Origin of the sequence: Larkinella arboricola (genome assembly GCF_003259745.1) — a bacterium.
GTDB classification, from domain to species: Bacteria; Bacteroidota; Bacteroidia; order Cytophagales; family Spirosomataceae; genus Larkinella; species Larkinella arboricola.
This window is the reverse complement of sequence record NZ_QLMC01000001.1, coordinates 1752059-1774931: the sequence shown is the minus strand read 5'-3', so window position 1 is coordinate 1774931 and position 22873 is coordinate 1752059. Positions and strand designations below refer to the sequence as shown.

Sequence of the window (22873 nt, the reverse complement as noted above, 5' to 3'; positions counted from 1 at the left end):
TTCGGCCCCGGTTTTATCACGCGGCCAAACGGGTTTTCATTTAAGAACGGTATTGATTACCAGCCGGGATTTTGCTTGATGGCCGGATTCTGCGCCAGCGTATTTAGCGGAATCGGCCACAGATAGTGCTTATTCTCGTCGAAAACCGGGTTGGCCCAGTCGGTGCCCTGATACACATCGATGTAGGTTTTGCCGGAAACCGGGTCCACCGCCGTTTTGACGTTCGCTTTCGGGTACCGGGCAATGGCGGCCGCATCCCACCGGATTCCCAGCGTCGGCGTGAGCAGTTTTTTACCCTGCTTCCAGCGTTTCAAGTCGTTGTACCGGAAGCCTTCCATGAACAGTTCGATACGCCGTTCGCGCCGAATCTCGGCGATGAGCGGGGAAACACCGTCTGCCGTATAGCGCGGATCGACCGGTATTTTTCCCAACTCCAGATGCGGCATGGCCACGCGGTCGCGGAGTTTGTTGATGCTGATGTCGAGGTCGGCCTGGGTGATTTTTCCCAGTTCGGCCTGGGCCTCGGCGTAATTCAGAAGAGCCTCACCAAAGCGCAGAATAATGGCCGGTGATTCCGCCGTATCGTACGCTTTCCCGATCATGTCATCGGCGTTGTAGTGCTTGATGATGTGGTAGCCCGTTGTTGACAGATAACCGCCTTCCATGCCTTGAATGCGCGGATAGGGCCGCCCATCGCCCACATGGTATTTATAAAAAGCAGCATCTTCCGGGTGCAAAACCGTCTGGCGCAACCGGGGGTCCCGGTTTTCGAAAACATCCTCAATTTTGGCGTCGCCTTTGTAGAGCGGAGACAGCGAGATGGGCAACCCGTCGGTGCACAGGTAATCTTCCACCAGGCTTTTTGTGGCCCCACCTGCGTATTCGAAATAAGACTGAACGTGGTTGGTAAATACGCCCAACTGGTATTTCCGCCAATACATCACCTCCGGATTTCCGGCCAGATTGAGTACACGGTGGTAGGCATTGTAATCCGTCTTGGGGTTGCCGGTGCTGTAAAGCCGATACGGTCCTTTATCCATCAACTCTTTGGCGGCACTGGCGGCTTCTTCCAGCCACATCGTCGCGTTGGTGCCACCGTGGTATTTGCGCCAGGTACCTTCAAACAAACAAACCCGCGACTTCACCAGCAAGGCACACCAGCGGTTCAATCGGCCCGGCGCGTTGCCGTCGTTCCAGCTATCGGGCAATTTGGTAGCCGCAAAATTAAGGTCTTCCAGCACCTTCGTCATGGCTTCTTCGCGGGGGGTACGGGCCGCGTACAACTCGGGCGAATCGACGTTCAGTTCTTTATCCACAAACGGCACATCCCCGAACTTCTGCACTTTTTCGGCGTAAAACCATCCCCGGAACAGCCGCGCTTCGCCAATATACCGGTCTTTAACCTCCTGAGCGACATTGGCCTTGCCGTAATTGGCCAGCCCTACGTTGATGGCCCGCACAAAATTCCAGCCTTTGTAGCCAAACTGCTGAGGATCTGTCGGAACGGTGTATTTTCCCGAACGAACCTGCTGAAAGAAAAGATGCCGGGCGTTGGTGGGGGCCATGTTGTCGGCAAACTCATCCTGAAACCAGATGCTGCCCCAGTTGCTTTCAAAGCCGTTGTAGTGCCCGTGCAGAATAGGCACGTTATCGTCGTTGCGGGCCATGTCGTAGAGGCTGTTGTTGTACACTCGCAGATCATTTTCGGTATTCCAGAAGGTCTGGTTGGTGATGCGGTCGAGCGGATAACGTTCCAGAAATTCATCGTTGCAGCCACTCACTAAAAAGGCCGTTGCGAAGACCGCTCCAAAAAAGAGATTATATTTTTTCATGGTCATTGTCAGGGTGTAAGGTCAGAAGGAAACATTGAGGCCCAGGGTGGAAATGCGCTGCATGGGGTATTCGATAGCCGCCGACTGAATGGTTTCGGGGTCCAGCGGTTTGCGCATTTTGGTGTATTCCCACAGGTTCATGCCGGTGGCGAAGACCTGCACCCTTCCAATACCTACTTTCTGAAGCAGTTTCTGGGGAAGATCGTAGCTCAACGTAATGTTTTTCAGACGGATATAGGCCGCGTTCTGTAAATAGCGCGACTGTACCTGAAGGTTTTTCTTGTCGTTGGTCGATATGTGAGCCGCCGGAAAATAGGCATCCCGGTTATCCTCGGTCCAGGTATCGGTGATATAATATTTCTCTACGTGGCCCGCGTTGTAGGGGAAAAACCAGGTCCAGTTGTCCGACGTGGGCCAATGGTCTTTTTTACCGATTCCCTGAAAGAAAACCGTCAGGCGCAGGTTCTTGTAGCCCAGTCCGCCGTTGATCCCGAACGAATACCGGGGGGTGCTGTTCCCGATTACTTTGCGGTCGCCCGGATTTGCCAGTGTATTGTTCCCGAAACTAATGATCCCGTCGCCGTTCAGGTCAGTATACCGGATATCACCGGGTCGCCAGTTGGCCCCAACGTTGGTTTGTTTGGGAGCCTGGGCCACCTCATCCGTAGTCTGGAAAATACCGGCCGTTTCGAACCCCCAGATTTCGCCCAGCTTCTGGCCTACGTAATAGATATTGCTGTTATTGGGCAGTGCCCCGGTCGGGTTGTTAAACCGGGTAATCTCGGCGGTCCAGTCCGACAGCGCCAGGGTCAGGTCATAATTCCAGTCACGCCGGAATTTGTCCCGCCAGGTCAGCGACAGTTCCCAGCCTTTGGTCCGCAGGTCAGCCGCGTTTTCTTTCGGGGCGGTTGTTCCCAGAATGGCCGGATACGATACGTCCATCAACATATTTTTTGTGTCGCGCGTGTATACGTCCAGCGAAGCGTCGAGCCGATTCCGGAGCATGGTTATATCCAGCCCAATGTTTTTGGAAATAACCGTTTCCCAGGTCAGCGACGGACTCACCAAACCAGCTGCCGAAACGTAGGGAATCAGCGCATTCGTAAACATATAGGGCGACTGACCGGTGCCCATTGTGGCCACATACGGGTAATAAATCTGGTTGCGGTTACCGTCCAGCAGAATCTGGTTGCCCAGCGTTCCGTACGACGCTCTCAGTTTCAGGTTATCCAGCCAGGAGCCGGTTCCGGCCATAAAATTTTCGTTGCTGATCCGCCAGCCCGCCGATACCGAAGGAAAAAAGCCAAACCGGCTCTCTTTCGGAAACCGCGACGTACCATCGTACCGCCCGTTGAATTCAATTAAATACCGCTGTTTGTAATTGTAATTCAGTCGGTAAAAAGCGCCCCGCAGTGCTGTGTGGGCCTTGCTCCCGAAGGTTTGCTGCGTACCCGTCGTCGCGTTGATGTCGGTCACCTGGGGAGTAATGAGCGCCCGGGCCTGCGCGCCCGTATACCGGTATTGGCCCCGTTCCTGATTAAACCCGATCATGGCGCTCAGGTTATGGTTCGTTGGCAAGGGTACGTTGTATTCTGCAAAGGCATTTAAAACGTAATACTGGTTGTAATTATTCTCGTTCCGAATCCAGTCGTCGCCACTAAAACCGTTGCTCACCAGATTGGCTGCCAGCAGGTTCGCGTCCACAATATCGACCTTGCTCTGTACGTCCTGATACATCCGGTTGAAGATGTTATAGGAGAAATCCGAGCGAATTTTCAAGCCTTTCAACGGGGTCAGGGTGACACCCTGGGTCAGCCAGATGTCGTTGTTGGTATACGTGGTCCGGCCACCGTCCATCAGGTACGGAAAGAAGTTGGTGCCGCCGAAATATTTGCCGATGTAGGGGGCATATTTTTCGCGGTCGCCCGGGGTGACGTAATAGTCGAGGTCGGGAAACTGCACCGGCATGATCGGGCTAACCCGCGCCAGCGAATTGATGTTCACATCCCAGTTATAAAAGTGCGGTTTGTCGCTGTTCTGCGAATTAAAAATCACCTTTTCGTCAAGACTCAACCACTTGTTGATCTGAAAATCGGCTTTCATCATGATGTTATACCGCTTGAATTTCTCATTGTTGTACCGCAGATACCCGTCTTTGGAGAAATAACCCAGCGAAACCAGATACCGGGACTTTTCCGTTCCACCGGATATGGAAAGATCGTGCTGACTGGTTGGAGCGTAATTGGTCATGATGCTATTCTGGTAGTCGTTATAGCCATAATACCGGAGCACGCCGTTCACCACTTTCCACTGCGGAGCCGTCGCCGGATTCTCGGAATAGGCTTTGGTTCCGGCCACCATATCATCATCGAAAGCCGGTATTCCGCTGGTGCGGATGTTAGCCTGATTACGGGCCATCACAAACTGGTACGGGTCCGTCACCACGTCCATGTTGAAAATGGGTTTGGCCAGCGAAAACTGCGTATTGAGCGAGACGTTGATCTTCCCGCTTTTGCCGCTTTTGGTCGTTACCAATACCACCCCAAAGGCCGCCCGGGCACCATATACCGCCGAAGCCGACGCATCTTTCAGCACGCTGATGCTTTCAATATCATTCGGATTAACCCGGTTCAGATCCATCGGAACGTTATCGACCAGAATCAGGGGCGCCCCGCCGTTGATCGACTCATAGCCCCGGATGTTGAATGTGATCGGCTGGGCCGGGTCGCCGTTTCGAACATTGATGTTCAGGTTGGGAATCACGCCCTGCAAGCCTTCGCCCACCGAGGCAATCGGGCGGTTCTGAAGTCGTTTGCTGTCGGCCACGCCCACTGCGCCGGTCAGGTTTACCTTTTCTTGCGTTCCGTACCCGACTACTACCACTTCCTCCAGCGATTTGGTATCCACCTCCAGCCTTATGTCCACCGCCGAACGCCCGTTGACGGCCACCTCCTGCCGCAGATACCCGATAAAACTGACCACGAGCGTTGCGTTGGGACTTGGTAACCGGATGGTGTATTTGCCGGAATTATCGGTATTGGTTCCCTGCGTGGTACCCTTGATGACCACACTCACCCCCGGAAGCGCTTCACCGCTTTCTGCCGCCGTGATGCGGCCTGATATGGTCTGGCCCTGGGCTGTAACCGCCAGACAGCCGGCCAATAAGCCACTCATAAGCAGAGCCTTATAAAAGACCCGCCAACCTGACTGTAAACGCTTTTTCATAGGAAAAGGAGTTAGAGATGATAAATTATTGATAGAGAATTGGTAAGCACTATGTAATTAAAGCGGGGAAAGCAGGGAACAGGACGCGTAATCTGTACTTTGCAAATTCAGGTTGTCTGTAATCGGCAGTCAGGTACTAATTTACCCGGAGTCATAAAGCACTAATTCAAATCTACTTACTTATAAAATCTTAAAATAAATCTAATTAAATCACTATATTATCATACTTTAAAGATTCAAACGGGCGGAAGATCGATCCCGGGCAGTACTCCTCTGGTTAATTTGAAGAAGGTTACGCAACGCTTGCCCAGGATCGCGCAGAATCTTGTAGTTTCGTACCTGAAAAGACGCATTTGCATTCTGTTAACCCCGTTTAACTTTCATTTCGCATGAAGACGTATTTACGCCTGGTAGCAAAATTTCTGGTCATTGGTTGTTTAGCGATTAGCGCCTGTCAGAGCATGGAGGGACCGGCAGGGCCACAGGGTCCGCAAGGACCGCAAGGACCGGCGGGGGCCACCGGACCAAAAGGAGACAAGGGTGATCCGGGCGCAAAAGGGGCCGACGGCACGGCCAATGTGCAGCAGGTTAATTACACGGGGCGCAGCCACGAAGGATTGACGGATTTGCTGCTGCCGCTGCCGCAGGCCATCAACCGGGATGTGGTGGAAAAAAGTGCGTTCTACGTCTACGTGAAACAGTCGGTCCCGAAAGGTAACGGGGCAGAAGACTCCTACTGGTTTTCAATTCCGGGCGAAACCCTGAAAGGAAACGCCTATACCCACTTTGTATTTCCCGGAAACAACCAGACGCTGGCCGGACTCTTTCTGCGCCGGACGGTCAACTACCAATCCGGAAATGAGTATTTCGAAGCCATCCGCGTGGTAATCGTCACGGCCAATGCCGTCAGCAACGGTCGTCGGGCGGCTATTGATTACAGCGATTACGAAGCCGTTCGGAAAGCGTACGGTTTGCCGGAGTGATTAAATGAATCACGGAACATCCTGCCAATTGCTGGATGCTCCGTGAAATAGTTCATAGACTGCCTGTCATCGGCGACACGGCAAACGCTTTATTTGGCAATGACAACTGAGTTTGCTACACGGTCATGTATGGCTCTTCTCATAGTATCAGAATGAATGGTTAAAAATGAAATCCATCCTAACACTACTTTGACTACAAATCGAATCAAGGCTCTACGAAAAGGTAGTTTTTGGGCTGGATTTGCCGCATCTTTTACCCGAAACTTAAAAATAAAAGCACCGAATGTGTAGCCTAATGTGGTATTGCAAATTGGCTCATAAAGAAGGGCCAATGCAAAAATGACTAATCGTAGTTTATCGGCAATTGATTCTGGCAAAATAACGATCAGTACATAGGCCAGCATAAAAATAAAATAGAGGTCGATTACATAGGCTCCAAATCGTTTCCAGAGCGGTGGAAATACGAGGCTTGTAGAGGTACTTGCTTCCATAGAGATTATTTAAATTGTTACGGTTTTATCTAGTCCTAATTACCGGGACGTTTCCTGTCTCTGGCTCTCACCCCAGCTCCGCCAGCAGATCATCGGGCAGCAGCGGCAGGTAAGGGGCCAGCGGCTCGGTAGAGGTGAACGCCGACAAGCGAAGCAGCTTGCTTCCTATTGCGTCGTACTGCAACTCAACATAAAATACATCCAGAGCGTAAAGGAGAAAAATAGAGGCATCCTCGTAACGATTGGCCAGCACCGAGCCGCGAAACCAGAGTTGTTCCTGTTGATGATGGAGCGGCAGGGTTAGAAAATCTTCGAGCTTCATGAGGTTGATTACACTTTCAGTTAAATATCTGTATTTTTCCGACCGGTTCAAGCATTTTTACCCAATTCATTTTTCCTAAACCCGTTCGTATGTTTTCCAAATTTCGTTATGCCACCGCTATCGGCCTGTTGCTGATGGCGGTGCAGGCGTGGGCAGATGTCCGCTTACCGAAAGTATTCGGTTCTCACATGGTCTTGCAGCGTCAAAAAACCGTGCCGGTCTGGGGCTGGTCCGACCCCGGTGAGAAGGTAACGGTTCAGTTCAATAACCAGACCAAAACCGTAAAAGCTGACAAATCGGGCAAATGGCTGGTCCGGCTGGAACCGCTCGAAGCTGGTGGGCCTTATGTAATGACAGTGCGCGGCAAAAAAAATACCGTCACCTTCGACGATGTGCTGGTTGGTGAGGTCTGGGTCTGCTCGGGCCAGTCGAACATGGAATGGCCGGTCAGCGCATCGGCCAATGCGGCCCAGGAAATCCAGCAGGCCAATTATCCGCTCATCCGTCATTTTAAAGTACCGCACGACCTGAGCCTAACGCCCAAAGACGACATTCTGGGTGGCGAATGGCAAGCCTGCACACCCGAAAACGCCGGTAAGTTTACGGCTGTCGGTTATTTTTTCGCGCGGGAGTTGCAGAAAGAATTCCCGAACGTGCCGATCGGTCTGCTCAACACCTCCTGGGGCGGTACGCAATCGGAATCGTGGACGAGTCGGGAGGCTATGGAAAGTTTCGACGAGTTCAGACCTGCGCTGGCGGCCATGCCGAAAAACCTCGACGATGTTGCCAACCAGCGGATCGAGCAGTTGCGGGCTCAAATTACAAAATTACAGGGCGGTTTGCCGGATGCGGCCGAAATCAAGCAATGGTCGTCGGCTGATTTGAACGACGGCAACTGGCCTACACTCCGCCTGCCCGACCTCTTCGACCGTAAAGCCGTGCCGAATTTCGACGGTGTGGTGTGGTTCCGCCGTGAAATCACCCTGCCTGACGATTTGGCCGGAAAAGAAATGAAACTAAGCCTGGGGCAGATTGACGATAAGGACGAAACCTACGTCAACGGTGTTAAGGTCGGTTCGACCGATCAACACAACGCGGAACGGCATTACACCCTTCCGGCCGGAACCCTGAAACCGGGCCGGAACGTGATCGTGGTGCGGGTGGAAGATACCGGGGGCGGAGGTGGTTTTACGGCCCGGGAAGATCAGTTCCAACTAGCGGGCAACGGCAAAATCATTTCGCTGGTCGGCGACTGGAAGTTTCGGGTGGCCGATTTCAACCGTACAGTCGCCCTGAGCAACCCCAACCTGACGGGTACCATTCTGTACAATTCCATGATTAACCCGTTGATTCCCTACGCCATGCAGGGTGTTATCTGGTACCAGGGCGAAACCAACGCAGGCCGGGCGTATCAATACCGCAAAACGTTTCCGCTCATGATTAACGACTGGCGCAAACGCTGGGGTCAGGGGGATTTTCCATTTCTGTTCGTTCAGTTAGCGAGTTTCAACGCGGCCAACGGCAACAGTACCAACGGCAGCACCTGGGCCGAACTTCGCGAAGCGCAAACCCAGACCCTCGCTCTGCCCCATACCGGAATGGCCGTCACGTCGGATATTGGCGAGTCTCAAGATATTCACCCGAAAACAAGCAGGACGTAGGCAAACGCCTGGCCGTTAACGCCCTAAAAACCGTATACGGTCTTGATCGCGTAGCTTCAGGGCCGGTTTTCAAGTCAATGGAAATCAGCGGAAACAAAGCCGTGCTGACGTTTGATAACGTGGGGGGCGGGTTGACAACAACCGATAAATACGGATATTTGAAAGGCTTTGAAGTGGCCGGGGCCGATCATAAATTTTACTGGGCCAAAGCCGAAATTCAAGGCGACAAAGTGGTGGTATATGCCAGCGAAGTAGCCACACCCGTATCGGTCCACTACGGCTGGGCCGACGATAATGGAGAAGTCAATCTGTATAATAAAGAAGGGTTGCCAGCAGTTCCGTTCCGGACCGACACCTGGAAAGGCATCACCGAAGCCGCAACGTTTAAATGAAAAATACCGGGGAGTCCCTCGGTTTGGGCGCTCCCCGGTATTTCTTATTGCTTTTTGGCTTCTTCTTTCCGCATCGGCATGCTGTCGATCAGACCAAACAGCTCGCCGGTTTCAATTGGTTTTTTGAACGTGTGCTTCACCCCGCCGTCTTTGCCGATCAGCCAGCCCTGAAAATTTTCAGAGGGAATCAGCCCGAACGGTTCCTGCATCAGAAACTGCCGGTCCGGTTCGGGTAAGTCATAGCTCAACAGCACAATGACATCCAGATCCCGTTCAGCCAGTTGATCCCGTTCAGCGTGCAGCGCTTCCTGCTGTTCAATTAATAAGTGCTGGGCGTCCTCTCGGCCATACAATACCAACACACGACGGTGGTCCTGTTTTTCCGCCAGAAGAGCTTTCAGCGATTTTTTTAGCGTTCCGTTACTTTCCATTGCTCCAAAAAGGGTTATACTCATTAGTATACCCATCAACCAGCCCGTGCGCATAGTGTTTAAAAAAGAAGTGTAAGAATAGGATTCTCAAGCCCTTACGCTTCTTTCTATAACCCGCATTATTCGAAGAGGTTTTCGGAGCGTTCCAGCAGCAGAATGGCCGACTGCGGAACAATAAGGTATTTTTCGCCTTCGTATTCCAGTTCAACCGCATTCCGTTGCAGATAAATGGCCAGATCGCCCTCCTGAGCCTGCAACGGCATATATTTAACTTTTTCTTCCGTTTCTTTCCAGGGTTCGTCTTCCACCGGTGCCGGAATCGGGTATCCCGGTCCTACTTTGATGACATACCCACTCTGAACCTGCTCTTTTTCGTGAACGGTGGGCGGTAAATACAAACCGCTGTTGGTGCGATCACTCGGATTTTTGGGTTTCACCAGCACCCGGTCGCCCACCACGATCAATCTTCTCAATCGATTATCTGCCGTTATTTCCATGTTGTCAATCTATCATCCGGTTTTCTCCCATCGGACTCAGTAGGCACGCCCCAACAAGAATCAGGCAATATCGACGGTTTGCCCCTCAACCCGACAAATTGTCAGCTTACCCGGCAATCAGGGAACCGGGTCGTAGCCGCTCCCACCCCACGGATGACAGCGGGCAATCCGTTTCAATCCCAGTTGCCCGCCTTTGACCGGGCCGTATTTCTGAATGGCTTCAATCATGTACTGCGAACAGGTGGGTGTATACCGGCAGGCATTGGGCAGGTAGGGCGAAATGGCCCCCTGGTAAAAACGGACAAAACCTATCAGGACGGTTTTCATAAGCGGTAACAACTCCTTCGTTAAATCTTTTCTATCTTTGCTTTTCCGGGCCGACCCGGTTTGCAGGTAGTCGGTTCGGGCAGGAACGATTCAAACCCTAAGCCGCCGATGCGGGTCTATTTTTCAACACCTCACTAAATCGAATGCTTTCCTACATCATCTGGGATGTTAATCCCGAATTGTTTTCCATCGGTTCCTTTTCCGTTCGCTGGTACGGTCTTCTGTTCGCGCTCGGCTTTCTGCTCGGCCAGCAAATCATGCTGTACGTTTTCAAGCGCGAAGGAAAACCAATCAGCGACATCGACGCCCTGACCATTTACATGGTCGTAGCAACCGTATTAGGGGCACGAATTGGTCATTTCCTCTTTTACGAACCGGAAGTCCTGTTCAAAAATCCGCTGGAGGTCATTCTACCCCCGTATCGCGGACTGGCCAGCCACGGTGCGACCATCGGTATTTTAACCGGTTTGTGGCTTTATTCCCGCCGGAAATCCAGTCAGGCCACCAACCAGACGTTTCTCTGGGTCACCGACCGCATTGTCATTGCCGTTGCGCTGGGCGGCTGTTTCATTCGCCTGGGCAACCTGATGAACTCCGAGATCGTGGGTCGTCCGACGGATGTGCCCTGGGGATTCGTTTTTGTTAACAATACGGAGTACCTACAGATTCCCCGCCACCCGGCGCAGTTGTACGAAGCCCTCTCGTGTCTGGTGATTTGCCTGTTTCTGTTCTGGTTCTGGAGCCGCTATAAAGAGAATACGCCCCGCGGCAGTCTGCTCGGCATTTTCCTGATCGGCGTGTTTGGGCTGCGGTTTGTCTATGAATTCCTGAAAGAAAACCAGGTGGAATTTGAAAACACCCTGGCGCTGAACATGGGGCAGATTTTGAGCATTCCGGCCGTGCTGGCCGGTATTTACCTGCTGGTCACCAGCTTCCGAAAAAACACGGCCACCCTGAATTCCGGCAAGGTTCGGTAAACCACTTCATACCGTCACGGATACAGCCAAAACCTGCTTTTAGTGGGTTTTGGCTTTTTTGTTGCCATTGGCCCCCGGCCTAAAGAAGTCTGTCGTGCTACGAGAGCCGCTTTTGCGGTTTGAAAACCAAGTTCCAGAGGAAAACCAGAAACAGAAACCAGAAGAACGCCGGGAGGATATAGTGCCCCGTATTTCCTGAATACGTAGCCGACATGGAATCATCCAGCAACGCGTCGTACAAAACCGCCAGCCGGTCGTTTGGTTTCAGGGTTTCGTATTCGTCTTCGGTAATCGGGATGGTCCGTTCGCCTTTTGCAAAACGGCAGGTGGCGTCATACCGGTAACTCCTGAACACCGTATTGCTAGTACTTCGTCCAAGCCGGTGCCGGTCCGTCGCCAACACCGTCACCTCCAGCGGACGACCGTTTGTTTTAACATGCTGATAATACCGGTAATAAGCAACGGCATCGTACGTAAAAAACACCGCGACGGCTCCCAGGACAACAATCAGCACCATTCGGGCGATGCTTCTGATCAAGGTAAATTCCGGAAAAATAGACACGACCAGCCCGCTCACCAGAAAAAATAAAAACGTAGCCAGCACCAGCACACCACCCAGCAATTTGTACTCCTGGATAAAATCATTCGCCGAACTCCACCGGATCAGCCGCGAAACCGTGTGGTCGGGTTTTGGTTCTGTGTGCGGCTGTCGAAATTCGTCGCGCCCCGGATGGTAAAGCAGTTGGACCCGATCTCCAGCGCCGACCCAGGTGGAATCCATCACATAACGGGTTTCGTAGGCTTTCTGCCCATACGAAAATCTGATGTAACACGCATTGCTAACCCCATCCAGCCAGGAACGCTGCCCAAAATCGACATCGGCCACCGACACCCGTATAAGCTGGCCTTCTTTCAAAAAAAGATTCTGAATTCGTTCCTCCTGGTAGAAAAAAACCATCAACCAGGTAGCTCCGCCAATTACCGCAATTAAAATTAGGGTAACAACCAGGCTATACAGACGCCCTAAAAAATTGAACAGGTCTTGCAGCATACCCTTCAACGGTTAAACGATAGGCTACTAAAAATAAAGAAGTTAGCAGACATTAAGCACAAGTTTGGGCGCTCAAATCGAAATTTATGGGTGGGTTTTGTGTGAACGGTCGGATGGGCTGGTTCTTTAAAAAGCCGTTCTGAATCCGAACAGAGTGCCGCCAGCATTTGAAATCCGGCAAAGTGGAAGCTATCTTTGCCAAACTTTTCCTCCTCATTCGCGCCATGCAACAACTCAGCGTCCGACACCTGCTGGGCATTAAGAACCTGACCGAGAACGACATTCAATTAATTCTGGAAACGGCTCGTGAGTTCAAAGACGTCATAAACCGACCGATCAAAAAAGTGCCGTCGCTGCGCGACATTACCATTGCCAATGTTTTTTTCGAAAATTCGACCCGGACCCGGCTTTCGTTTGAGCTGGCCGAAAAACGGCTATCCGCCGATGTGGTCAACTTTTCGGCTTCGGGCAGTTCCGTCAAAAAGGGCGAGACCCTGCTGGACACCGTCAACAACATTCTGGCGATGAAGGTCGATATGATTGTCATGCGCCACGCCAGTCCCGGCGCTCCGCATTACCTCTCCGACCGCATCATGGCCAACGTGGTCAACGCGGGCGACGGTACGCACGAACACCCCACGCAGGCCCTGCTGGACTCGTTTTCCATTCAGGACAAGCTGGGCGACGTAGCGGGCAAACGGGTGGCCATCATTGGCGACATTCTGCACTCGCGGGTGGCGCTGTCGAACATTTTCTGTCTGCAAAAGCAGGGCGCTGAAGTAATGGTTTGCGGCCCTACCACCTTGATTCCCAAACACATCAACGAGCTGGGCGTCAAGGTTAGCCACGACGTGCGCGAAGCCCTCAACTGGTGTGACGTAGCCAACGTGCTGCGGATTCAACTGGAGCGGCAGCAGATCAAGTATTTTCCGTCGCTGCGGGAATACTCGCTCTATTACGGTATTACGAAAAAGATGCTGGACGAACTGGACCGGCCCATCGTGCTGATGCACCCCGGCCCGATTAACCGGGGCGTCGAGCTAACCTCCGACGCGGCTGATTCGCACCACAGCATTATTCTGGATCAGGTCGAGAACGGGGTGGCGGTTCGGATGGCGGTTTTGTATTTGCTGGCGCAGATGTAACGGACGGCAAAGCTGAGTTAGGTGATGTTCGTTCGTTTTTGATTAGCTTACCTATGCGCACGGATGGGCTTTCGTGTGCATTACTCCTTCCTAACCCTAAATTTAACCCGATGAAAAAACGATTACGCGTGCTCGTTTATTCGGTTTTCTTTACCCTTCCGCTTTCCCTTTTTGCCCAGCCCGCCCAAACCTTCACTACGGCAAAATCACCCGCGGAAGCCGGTTTTTCTGCCGAGCGACTGAAGCGCCTTGATACGTACCTGCAAGGTTTTGTCGATCAGGGACTAGCACCCAATGCCGTTACGTTTGTGGCCCGGAACGGGAAAATTGTCCATTACAAAGCGTTCGGCTACAGCAATCTGGAAAAGAAGACGCCCCTCAAACGCGACGACATTTACCGCATTGCCTCCCAATCGAAAGCCGTGGTGTCGGTGGCGCTCATGACGTTGTACGAAGAACAAAAGTTTCTGCTCGACGATCCGATTTCCCGGTACATTCCAGCGTTCAAAAATCCGAAAGTGCTGGTCAGTGTCGATAAGGAAAAAGGCACTTACGAAACCCGTCCGGCCAAACGCGAAATCACGATCCGGCACCTGCTGAGTCACAATGCCGGTATCCCCTACGACCACCCGCTCGACCAGAGCCCGGAATTTAAAGTGCCGTTTTTTAATTCCCTGCAACCCGACAAACTGGAAGAAGTGGTTAACCGGATTGCCGCCCGACCGCTGACCAAAGACCCCGGCGAAGCGTTTGTTTACGGGTTAAATACCGATATCATTGGCCGTCTGGTCGAAATTCTGGCCCAGAAACCGCTGGATGTGGCCCTGCGCGAACGCGTCCTGGACCCCATCGGCATGAACGACACCTATTTTTACCTGCCCGCCAGCAAAACGGACCGACTGGTAGAACTCTATTCGAAAGGGAGCGCCGAAAAGCCGTTGACACGCCACGAAAACAATGCCTACCGGCACTTTGCGGTGGAAGGAGCCAAAACGTATTTTTCGGGCGGAGCCGGACTGGTTAGCACGGTGGAAGATTACGCCAAATTCTGCCAGATGATGCTTAACGGCGGCACGTTCAACAACAAACGGATTCTGGGTCGGAAAATCGTGGACATGATGCTCCGAAATCAGATCGGGGATGCGACCACCAGTTCGTACAAAGACAAATTCGGGCTTGGCTTCCAGCTTGTTACCGAGGAAAGTAGTTATGGCAACGAAATAAGCCCAGGCTCCTTTACGTGGGGCGGCATGTATTGCTCCGAATACACCATTGACCCGCGCGAGAACCTGGTTTTGCTGATTTTCACGAATGTGCAGCCCTACGCCCACTCCACCGAATTCCGGCGCAAGTTTCGCATTGCGGTGTATCAGGCGCTCGAATAACCGGACCCGCCCTCTGAAAGTTGTCTACACCCCCTTCGGTTGCCGGTTGGCTAAACCTACAAAGGGTCCAAACCGCTATAATCGACTGACGCTACTTTTCTATCCGGACGAATTTGCATAGCTTTAACATTCCACCCTTTTAACAACAAACTGTAAAAGCCATGAACCCAACCAAAACGGCCCTGATTCTGATCGAGTACCAGAACGACTTTACCTCACCCGGCGGCACCCTGCACAATGCCGTCAAGGGCGTAATGGAATCCACTAACATGCTGGAAAACACCAAGGATGTGGTCCGAAAAGCGCGGGAAGCCGGTGTTACGGTTATCCATTCACCGATTAGCTTTCACGATGGATACTACGAAATTACGGCCCACCCGTACGGTATTCTGAAAGGAGTTGTCGATAGCCAGTCGTTCCGAAAAGGCACTTGGGGCGTCGAAATTATTGATGATCTGAAACCCGAATCGGGCGACATTGTGCTGGAAGGCAAGCGCGGTCTGGACGCGTTCGCCAGCACCAACCTGGATTTTATTCTCCGCAGCAAAGGCATTGAAACCATTGCGCTGGGCGGTTTTCTGACCAATTGCTGCGTAGAATCGACCATGCGTTCGGGCTACGAAAAAGGCTTTGAGGTAATTACACTTACCGACTGCACGGCCACCCTGAGCGAAGAAGAACAGCAGTTTGCCTGCGCCAAAAACTTTCCGATGTTCTCCAAACCCATGACCCACGATCAGTTCAGCGAAGAACTTTCGGGAGAAACGATTTCGGAAATCGCCGGACGCGGCTATTCAGCCTGAGAAACATACACCCCTCAACAGCCTGGTATCGGCTGGGCTGTTGAGGGATTCCCGTTGTTAGACAAACGCTACCGCATCCATCTCAAGCAGAAAATCCGGATTGCCTAGCCCGGCAACCATGACGACGGAGATCGTCGGTGGCGCTGTTATAAATTTCTGGGCCGCCCCAAAACCAATCCGCGGGTCCTGCCCCTGCACCAGATAAATGGTCATCTTCACGACGTGGTCAAACGTGGCCCCGCAAGCTTCTAAAGCGGTTTGAATATTCGTTAGAACCTGCTCGGTTTGAGCCGCTAAATCTCCTTTTCCAATCAGCTCGTTTTTCTGATTAACGGCATTTTGTCCGCCGATATAAATTGTTTTGCCGCTGCCTTCGGTAATAATGGCTTGTGCAAAGGCCGGACTGCTCATCATACCATCCGGATTCACGCGCTGAATCTTGCTCATGGAAGTAATGGATTAAGATTGAGTAAACAATTTTCCATCAGTGGGTTACCCGACTGAAAAGCTACACGATTGATAAGACTTTTGATTCTTATAGAAATTATCGATCGCTTATAGATAGATTCCTTCTATAATCCATAAAAACAATTGATTTTTTCTACAAATGCCTTCTCTTTACCTTGCAGCACCAAAAACAAAACGACTCACATCATGAGCAACGAAACAAAAAAGTTGACCACTGCCTCCGGACGTCCCTATTTCGAAAACGAAAATACCCAATCGGCGGGTCCGCGTGGTCCGCTGTTGTTGCAGGATTATATTCTGCACGAAAAAATGGCGCATTTTAACCGGGAACGGATTCCGGAGCGGGTTGTTCATGCCAAAGGTTCGGGTGCTTTCGGAACGTTTACCGTTACGCACGACATTACAAAATACACTAAAGCGAAACTATTCAGTAAAATCGGTAACCAATGCCAGGTCTTACTCCGGTTTTCAACGGTTGGTGGTGAGAAAGGCTCAGCCGATACCGAACGCGATCCGCGCGGTTTTGCCGTAAAATTTTATACCGAAGACGGCAACTGGGATCTGGTCGGAAACAATACGCCGGTTTTCTTTGTCAAAGACCCCAAAAAATTCAGTGATTTTATCCACACCCAGAAACGCGATCCGCGCACGAACTGCAAATCGGCCACAATGATGTGGGATTTCTGGTCGCTGAATCCCGAAAGTCTGCACCAGGTTCTGTTGCTGATGAGCGACCGCGGAACACCGTTCAGCTACCGGCATCTGAACGGCTACGGCAGCCACACGTTCAGCCTGATTAATGCTGACAATGAGCGGGTTTACGTCAAATTCCACTTTAAGACGCAACAGGGCATCAAAAATTTCACGGATCAGGAAGCCGGTGAAATGCGCGGCAAGGACCCCGACCATGCCCAGCGTGATCTGGTGGAAGCCATTGACCGGGGTGATTTTCCGCGCTGGACGATGAAAATTCAGGTGATGACCGAGCAACAGGCCCGCGAGTTCCGCTTTAACCCGTTCGACCTGACCAAAATCTGGCCTCATGCCGAATACCCGTTGATCGACGTTGGCGTCCTGGAACTAAACGAAGTACCGAATAACTACTTTGCGCAGGTTGAACAGGCGGCTTTTGCCCCGGCCCATATTGTGGACGGCATTGGCTATTCGCCCGACAAAATGCTCCAGGGGCGTCTGCTCTCCTACCCCGACGCACACCGTTACCGGCTGGGGGCCAATTACGAACAGATTCCGGTAAACCGTTGCCCGTTTGCGGTAAACAACTACCAGCGCGACGGTGCCATGCGCGTAGACGGCAACGGCGGCAGCGCACCCAACTACTGGCCTAATTCATTCGACAACATTGTGGCCGATCCCTCCTACAAAGAGCCGGGTCTGACACTGGAATCGACGCTGGCCGACTGGTACGACCGCAACGCGCCGGGTGAAGACGATCACTACACCCAGCCGGGCTGGTTCTATACGAAGGCACTGAACGATACAGATCGGGTGAATTTGATTCACAACATCATTGCCAGCATGAAAGGCATTGAAGGACCGAAGAAAGATGAGATCATCAATCGGCAGTTGTGCCACTTCTTCCGGGCCAACATCCAGTTAGGTCTGGCCATTGCGCAGGGTCTTGGCACGGATATTTCCGCCTTCATGCCGGGCACACCGGTACAAGCCACAAAGGCTTAATTCTGAGTATTCTACAACCAAAAACCACGGGCGGCCTGTCCGTGGTTTTTCGTGTTTATACGACGTAATTTGGTAGAAACCAGAACTGTATACTGGCGTAGAAACCCTTTTAAACTACCGCACTTCAACCATCCGCTCATACGTTTCGCTTAGCGACAGCTTACCGGTTTCCGGATTTTTCACCTGAAGCTTTACCTCATATCGGCCAGCCGGAATTGAATCGGGTAGGATAAAATACGCGGGCGAATTGAAGTCTTGATACAGATTGATGGGAATATTGTATGTTCCCGGTACCGCTCCAATACGTGTAAATTGCAAAAGTTCATCAAGGCGAACCGGATTGGGTTGCCGACCAGCCGTCGCAGGGGTATAATTAACAAACACTTTTGTTCCCCGGCTAAGCGGGAAGGCTTCAAAGTTCATGCAAAGTGAAGTCTCACTAATACTCATCAATACGGGTTGTCCTTTATGCCGCAATACATTTACTTTTAAGCACGCTACCTCATCCCCATTTTTCTTGTTCACTTTTACAAAATAATTACCGGGCGCGAGATCAGGTGTGATCACACGAAACTCAGTACCTGTGTTAGAGAAATCGGTTAACGTAGGTTGATATGTCTTATCTTTCCCTTTAATCGTTAAGGAAATATCCTCCTCGAACAAGTTGTATCCTACCACTTGGAACGGCTCGTTCGGTAATACGCCCCATCTCCATAAATTGGCTCTCAGTGATGGGATGCCCTTTTTTACTAACAACGGCTGCGGCACTGGCACCACGGTTCCGTTAGCCTGAACCAGTTCCAGCGTATACCGCCCCGGTTGCAGTTGTCGGGATGTTAAAATATCAATCTGATTAGCGGTACTACCCGTCGTAAACCAGCCGCAACTGACCGGAGATGGTTCCCGCAAAAGGCTTATTTTCTCCGAACTTCCTTCGCGGGTTACAAGTGCATCTACTACGGTTTCGCTACCATATAGATTTTCGACCGGAATGCTTATAGTCGTCACATCTGTCTGTTCATGTTCGATAGGTGTCTTTAGGGTAGCTGTTAATTTCCCGCTGGTAACCGCAACTACCGAATACTCAATGATTGGAACGTCGGAGGTAGAATCAGCTTTAGTCAAGCCAATACGTGGTGCGTCAAAACATTTGTTTAACATCCTGATGTCGAAAAACCCGTTTTCAGCACCACGGACCAGCCGGGCATTCCGGCCCAATTTATAAGTCGCTTTCAGGTTAATGGATGGAAGCATCGGCGGCATTTGAATCGTAATCAGCCGCTTTGCATGATCAATGCTAATGTTTTTATCTGCAATTCCCGCCAGGTGCAGTTCCAGAATCTTAAGTTCTGTTTCAGGCGCGATTTCTTTGTCTGACGTTCGTTTGCAGGTAATTAGAAACCCGGCCAAAACAAACAACACCAGGAGAAAGCGTACAGCATGGAGCATGATTAACAGAAATTTAGGCAATCGGGTACATTCTATGATTCAATTTTAATTTAACTCGTTGTAATTTATCAATACATCTCGAAATAATAGCAGCCAAATTTTTGCTCACCTGTTCAAACCCGCACAACCCGTGCGAAACCGCACACTTTCGCACATACACTTGCGAGCCAACTACCTAAAAGACAATATATTACCTATTGGCACAGCGTTTGGAACGTCCATTAGCGTAGAACAACAAGCTAATGGACAGAGAACTTGCCCCCGAAATCGTTAGACGAAGCCGTACCAAAACCTACTCCTTCGTACTGGTAGGATTGTTGGCCGCAGCCCTCGCGATCTTCCTCTTTCGGAATGTATTGAAAACCTCCGTCGAAGCCGCCCGCATCCGGACGGCGACGGCGGAGATTGGCCCCGTCGAAAACTCCATCAACGCGACGGGTGAAGTCATCCCGGCTTACGAGCAGATCGTCACCAGCCCCATCCGCGCCAGCATCCGGCGGGTTTTGCTCACGCCCGGCACGCAGGTCCGCCCCGGTCAGGCCATTCTGGACCTCGACAAATCGCTGACGATTATCGACTACGAGAAAATGCAGGATCAACTGGCTCTCAAACGCAACAGCATTGAGCAACTGCGGATGAAGCTGAATAAAAACCTGTTCGACGCCGAAGCCGACGATCAGATCAAGTCCCTCAACATCAACCGTCTGCAAGCCGAGCTGGAGGACACCCGACGGCTTTTAAAAGTGGGTGGCCGGACGCAGGAAGACGTGACCCGCGCCGAAAACAACCTCCGCATTGCCCAACTGGAAAAAAAGAAACTCGAAAACGACCTCGCCTACAACCGCCAGTCGATGAGCGCCAGCCTGAAAGAAACCACCTTGCAGGCCCAGATTGAGGAAAAGAACCTGAAAGAACTGGACCACAAACTAAACCAGGCTAACATTATTGCCGACCGGCCCGGTGTGTTGACGTGGGTAAACGAGAACATTGGCTCGGCGGTCAACGAGGGCGAAATGCTGGTCAAACTGGCCGATCTGGGCAGCTTCCGGGTAGAAGGCTCGTGTTCGGATGTTTACGCCGATCAGGTAAAAACGGGGTTACCGGTGATTGTGAAAGTCAACGAAATCAACCTGCGCGGCACAATTACGCAGGTAAAACCATCGGTAAAAAACGGCGTGGTGCAGTTTGTCGTGCAACTGGATGATAATCGCCATGCGTCGCTGCGGCCCAACATGAAAGTCGAGCTGTTTGTTGTAACCAACCATACCGCCAAAGCCGTGCGGGTGGCCAACGGCCCGGCCTTCAAAGGGAAAAAGCGGCAGTTTGTGTACGTGCTCAAAGACAAAGGCGTAGCCGAGCGCCGGGAGGTCGAAACCGGCCTGTCGAACTTCGATTATGTCGAAATAAAAAGCGGAATTCAGGCGGGCGAAAAAGTGATTATCACCGACCTGAGCGAATACGAACACGTGCAGGAAATTACCATCGACAACCGTCCCGAATAAGCCCAATCAGCCATGAATATTGAAAAATTACTTCTGCTGGCTGGTTTACTGCTCCGGTTCCTGCTGGAGCCCACACGCGCTGTTGCACAACCACAGCACGTAACGCTGGAGGACGTGGTGCAGATGGCCCGGGCACAGTCGATTGCGGCCAAACAGGCGGCCACGCAAAAGTTGACCAACTACTGGCAGTACCGCACGTTTCAGGCGGGTTTCAAACCGCAATTGAGCCTCGACGGCTACCTGCCCAGTTTTGAAAGGTCGTTTACTGAAGTTACCCAGCCGGACGGAACCATCAGTTTTCAGCCGATTTCCAACAACAATTCCGTGCTGAATCTGGCCCTGAGTCAAAATATCGCGCTGACAGGCGGGTCGGTTTTTGTGCAGAAACAGCTGCAACGGTTCGACGATTTTCAGCGCAACAACCGGCTTTACAACGGGATACCATTTGCGGTCGGTCTGCGGCAACCCCTGTTTCAGTTCAATGCCATGAAGTGGGACCGGAAGATTGAACCGCTGAAATTTGAGGAAAGTAACCAGCAGTTTATCGAATCACTGGAACAGGTAACGGTGGATGCCACGGGTCTGTATTTTGAATTGCTGGTTGCCCAAGTGAACCTCCAGATTGCCGAAAAAAACCTGAGCAACAACGACACGCTCTACAAGATTGCGCAACACAAGCTGGAACTGGGCAAGATTTCGCAAAACGATCTGCTGCAACTGCAACTCAGTGTGCTGACGGCCAAAAAAGATTATGCGTCGGCCCGGCAAAATGCCGAAATTGCTTCCCTGCGGCTGCGGTCGTACATGGGCTACCGAAACGAGCAGGCGCTGGAACTGGCCGTGCCGACGCAAATTATTGAATTGACTATCGACGTAAAAAAAGCCCTTCAGGAAGCGTTTAACAACCGATCGGATGCCATCGCGTTCCGGCGGAAAATGCTGGAAGCACAGCGCGACGTGGACAAGGCCCGCAAGGACAATGGCCTGAATGCCACCCTGAACGCATCGTTCGGTCTGTCGAACCGGGGCACTCATCTGGGCGATGTCTACATCCGTCCGCAGGATCGGGAATACTTCGAAATTCAGTTTGTGCTGCCCATTATGACGTGGGGACGCGCCCAGGCCCGCACCGAAACCGCCAAAGCCAACCAGCAACTGACGACGCAATCGGTGGAACAGGACAAGCTGACGTTTGAGCAGGCGATTTATACGCAGGTGACGTTGCTGCAAATGCTGCAACAGCAGGTGAAACTCACCGCCGAAGCCGACCGCATTGGACAGGACCGGTATCAGATTGCCCAGAACCGCTTCATCCTGAGCGACCTGAGCGTTACGGACCTCGGTATTGCGATGCAGGAAAAAGACCGCGCCCGGCGCGACGCTATTCTGGCCCTGCGCGATTACTGGACGGCTTTTTACACCATCCGCCTGTTGACTTTGTACGATTTTGAACGAAACGAAAAGATAAAATAGCCGACAAATACAATGATCACCCTCACAAACATCGAAAAAGTGTACCGCACCAGCAGCATCGAGACGCTGGCGCTGAACAACATCAACCTCAACATCCGCAAGGGTGAGTTCGTCTCCATCATGGGGCCGTCGGGCTGCGGGAAGTCTACGCTGCTTAACATCATGGGTTTGCTGGACGAACCATCGCAGGGAACCGTGGAACTGGACGGCCAGCGGGTTGCATCGTACCGCGATAAGGAACTGGCGCACCTGCGGAATCAGAAGATCGGGTTCATCTTTCAGAGCTTTCACCTGATCAACGACTTATCGGTAGTCGATAACGTGGAAATACCGCTGCTCTACCGTTCGACCAACGGCAAACCGCGCCAGACCTACGCCAAAGAAGCACTCGAAAAAGTGGGGCTCAGCAACCGCATCAAGCACTTTCCAAAGCAGTTGTCGGGCGGACAGAAACAGCGCGTCGCCATCGCCCGCGCCATTGTTGGCAACCCTGAAATCATTCTGGCCGACGAACCCACCGGTAACCTCGACAGCGCGATGGGCAACGAAATCATGAACATCCTGCAAGGACTGAACAGCGAAGGCGCCACCATCGTGATGGTTACCCACGACGAGAGCATGGCCAAACGCACACACCGACTTATCCGGCTTTTCGACGGGACACAGGTACAGTGAATTTTGAATTTTGAATGAGTGAATGATAGAATAAAAAACTGTCACCTCATTCTCTATTCACTTATTCTATCATTCACTCATTCAAA

General features: G+C 51.8%; 21 protein-coding genes. 11 read left to right on the top strand and 10 right to left on the bottom strand.

Translation table 11 applies throughout. The features are described from left to right. Positions 1–56: 56 nt before the first annotated feature. Both LX87_RS07025 and LX87_RS07020 read right to left on the bottom strand, forming a co-directional pair. Positions 57–1832, bottom strand: coding sequence for a RagB/SusD family nutrient uptake outer membrane protein (locus LX87_RS07025; RefSeq protein WP_111627529.1), 1776 nt, complete (start codon positions 1830–1832; stop codon positions 57–59). A gap of 21 nt (positions 1833–1853) precedes the next feature. Then, positions 1854–5057: a SusC/RagA family TonB-linked outer membrane protein gene (locus LX87_RS07020; RefSeq protein ID WP_111627404.1), complete on the bottom strand. Its 3204-nt coding sequence runs from the start codon at positions 5055–5057 to the stop codon at positions 1854–1856. Between the two features lie 389 nt (positions 5058–5446). Here LX87_RS07020 and LX87_RS29265 point away from each other — a divergent pair, with 389 nt between their 5' ends. After that, positions 5447–6040 carry a hypothetical protein gene (locus LX87_RS29265; protein ID WP_111627403.1) on the top strand — a complete coding sequence of 198 codons (594 nt, stop codon included), beginning with the start codon at positions 5447–5449 and terminating at the stop codon, positions 6038–6040. An 89-nt stretch (positions 6041–6129) separates the two neighbouring features. On the opposite strand, the gene LX87_RS07010 is transcribed toward LX87_RS29265, so the two are convergent. Further along, positions 6130–6531 carry an RDD family protein gene (locus LX87_RS07010; RefSeq protein ID WP_111627402.1) on the bottom strand — a complete coding sequence of 134 codons (402 nt, stop codon included), beginning with the start codon at positions 6529–6531 and terminating at the stop codon, positions 6130–6132. A 67-nt stretch (positions 6532–6598) separates the two neighbouring features. After that, positions 6599–6853, bottom strand: coding sequence for a hypothetical protein (locus LX87_RS07005; protein ID WP_111627401.1), 255 nt, complete (start codon positions 6851–6853; stop codon positions 6599–6601). 89 nt (positions 6854–6942) lie between these two features. On the opposite strand from LX87_RS07005, the gene LX87_RS07000 reads away from it, so the two are divergent. Continuing rightward, a complete protein-coding gene (locus LX87_RS07000; RefSeq protein ID WP_229310569.1) occupies positions 6943–8514 on the top strand; it encodes a sialate O-acetylesterase in 1572 nt (523 codons plus the stop codon). A gap of 77 nt (positions 8515–8591) precedes the next feature. Further along, the gene (locus tag LX87_RS29080; RefSeq protein ID WP_229310568.1) at positions 8592–8906 is read left to right on the top strand and encodes a hypothetical protein; all 315 of its coding nucleotides are present in this window, start codon (positions 8592–8594) and stop codon (positions 8904–8906) included. A gap of 44 nt (positions 8907–8950) precedes the next feature. Here LX87_RS29080 and LX87_RS06995 read toward each other — a convergent pair whose 3' ends face one another. The 3 genes from LX87_RS06995 to yidD all read right to left on the bottom strand — a co-directional run bounded on the left by LX87_RS06995 (position 8951) and on the right by yidD (position 10161). Next, positions 8951–9337: a DUF4174 domain-containing protein gene (locus tag LX87_RS06995; RefSeq protein ID WP_111627400.1), complete on the bottom strand. Its 387-nt coding sequence runs from the start codon at positions 9335–9337 to the stop codon at positions 8951–8953. 119 nt (positions 9338–9456) lie between these two features. Then, positions 9457–9834 carry a co-chaperone GroES gene (locus LX87_RS06990; protein WP_111627399.1) on the bottom strand — a complete coding sequence of 126 codons (378 nt, stop codon included), beginning with the start codon at positions 9832–9834 and terminating at the stop codon, positions 9457–9459. Between the two features lie 117 nt (positions 9835–9951). After that, on the bottom strand, positions 9952–10161 hold the full coding sequence (gene yidD, locus LX87_RS06985; protein WP_111627398.1) for a membrane protein insertion efficiency factor YidD: 210 nt from the start codon (positions 10159–10161) through the stop codon (positions 9952–9954). Between the two features lie 143 nt (positions 10162–10304). On the opposite strand from yidD, the gene lgt reads away from it, so the two are divergent. Continuing rightward, positions 10305–11138: a prolipoprotein diacylglyceryl transferase gene (lgt, locus tag LX87_RS06980; protein WP_111627397.1), complete on the top strand. Its 834-nt coding sequence runs from the start codon at positions 10305–10307 to the stop codon at positions 11136–11138. Positions 11139–11235: 97 nt separating this feature from the next. Here the strand turns inward: lgt and LX87_RS06975 are convergent, their stop codons facing one another. Further along, the gene (locus tag LX87_RS06975) at positions 11236–12189 is read right to left on the bottom strand and encodes a hypothetical protein (protein WP_111627396.1); all 954 of its coding nucleotides are present in this window, start codon (positions 12187–12189) and stop codon (positions 11236–11238) included. Between the two features lie 224 nt (positions 12190–12413). On the opposite strand from LX87_RS06975, the gene LX87_RS06970 reads away from it, so the two are divergent. The 3 genes from LX87_RS06970 to LX87_RS06960 all read left to right on the top strand — a co-directional run bounded on the left by LX87_RS06970 (position 12414) and on the right by LX87_RS06960 (position 15522). Beyond that, the gene (locus LX87_RS06970; protein WP_111627528.1) at positions 12414–13334 is read left to right on the top strand and encodes an aspartate carbamoyltransferase catalytic subunit; all 921 of its coding nucleotides are present in this window, start codon (positions 12414–12416) and stop codon (positions 13332–13334) included. A 110-nt stretch (positions 13335–13444) separates the two neighbouring features. Continuing rightward, positions 13445–14719 carry a serine hydrolase domain-containing protein gene (locus LX87_RS06965; protein WP_111627395.1) on the top strand — a complete coding sequence of 425 codons (1275 nt, stop codon included), beginning with the start codon at positions 13445–13447 and terminating at the stop codon, positions 14717–14719. A gap of 161 nt (positions 14720–14880) precedes the next feature. Next, positions 14881–15522 carry a cysteine hydrolase family protein gene (locus tag LX87_RS06960; RefSeq protein WP_111627394.1) on the top strand — a complete coding sequence of 214 codons (642 nt, stop codon included), beginning with the start codon at positions 14881–14883 and terminating at the stop codon, positions 15520–15522. Positions 15523–15579: 57 nt separating this feature from the next. Here LX87_RS06960 and LX87_RS06955 read toward each other — a convergent pair whose 3' ends face one another. Beyond that, positions 15580–15969, bottom strand: a complete 390-nt coding sequence (locus LX87_RS06955) for a RidA family protein (RefSeq protein ID WP_229310567.1) — start codon at positions 15967–15969, stop codon at positions 15580–15582. Between the two features lie 207 nt (positions 15970–16176). Between LX87_RS06955 and LX87_RS06950 the strand changes: the two genes are divergently transcribed. Continuing rightward, positions 16177–17688, top strand: a complete 1512-nt coding sequence (locus tag LX87_RS06950) for a catalase (protein ID WP_111627393.1) — start codon at positions 16177–16179, stop codon at positions 17686–17688. Between the two features lie 114 nt (positions 17689–17802). Here LX87_RS06950 and LX87_RS06945 read toward each other — a convergent pair whose 3' ends face one another. Beyond that, a complete protein-coding gene (locus LX87_RS06945) occupies positions 17803–19158 on the bottom strand; it encodes a hypothetical protein (RefSeq protein WP_111627392.1) in 1356 nt (451 codons plus the stop codon). Between the two features lie 221 nt (positions 19159–19379). Between LX87_RS06945 and LX87_RS06940 the strand changes: the two genes are divergently transcribed. Genes LX87_RS06940 through LX87_RS06930 form a run of 3 tightly spaced genes read left to right on the top strand, consistent with a single transcriptional unit; the run spans position 19380 to position 22787 of the window. After that, on the top strand, positions 19380–20639 hold the full coding sequence (locus tag LX87_RS06940) for an efflux RND transporter periplasmic adaptor subunit (protein ID WP_111627391.1): 1260 nt from the start codon (positions 19380–19382) through the stop codon (positions 20637–20639). Between the two features lie 12 nt (positions 20640–20651). Then, positions 20652–22112: a TolC family protein gene (locus LX87_RS06935; protein ID WP_111627390.1), complete on the top strand. Its 1461-nt coding sequence runs from the start codon at positions 20652–20654 to the stop codon at positions 22110–22112. 12 nt (positions 22113–22124) lie between these two features. After that, positions 22125–22787 carry an ABC transporter ATP-binding protein gene (locus LX87_RS06930; RefSeq protein ID WP_111627389.1) on the top strand — a complete coding sequence of 221 codons (663 nt, stop codon included), beginning with the start codon at positions 22125–22127 and terminating at the stop codon, positions 22785–22787. Positions 22788–22873 lie beyond the last annotated feature (86 nt).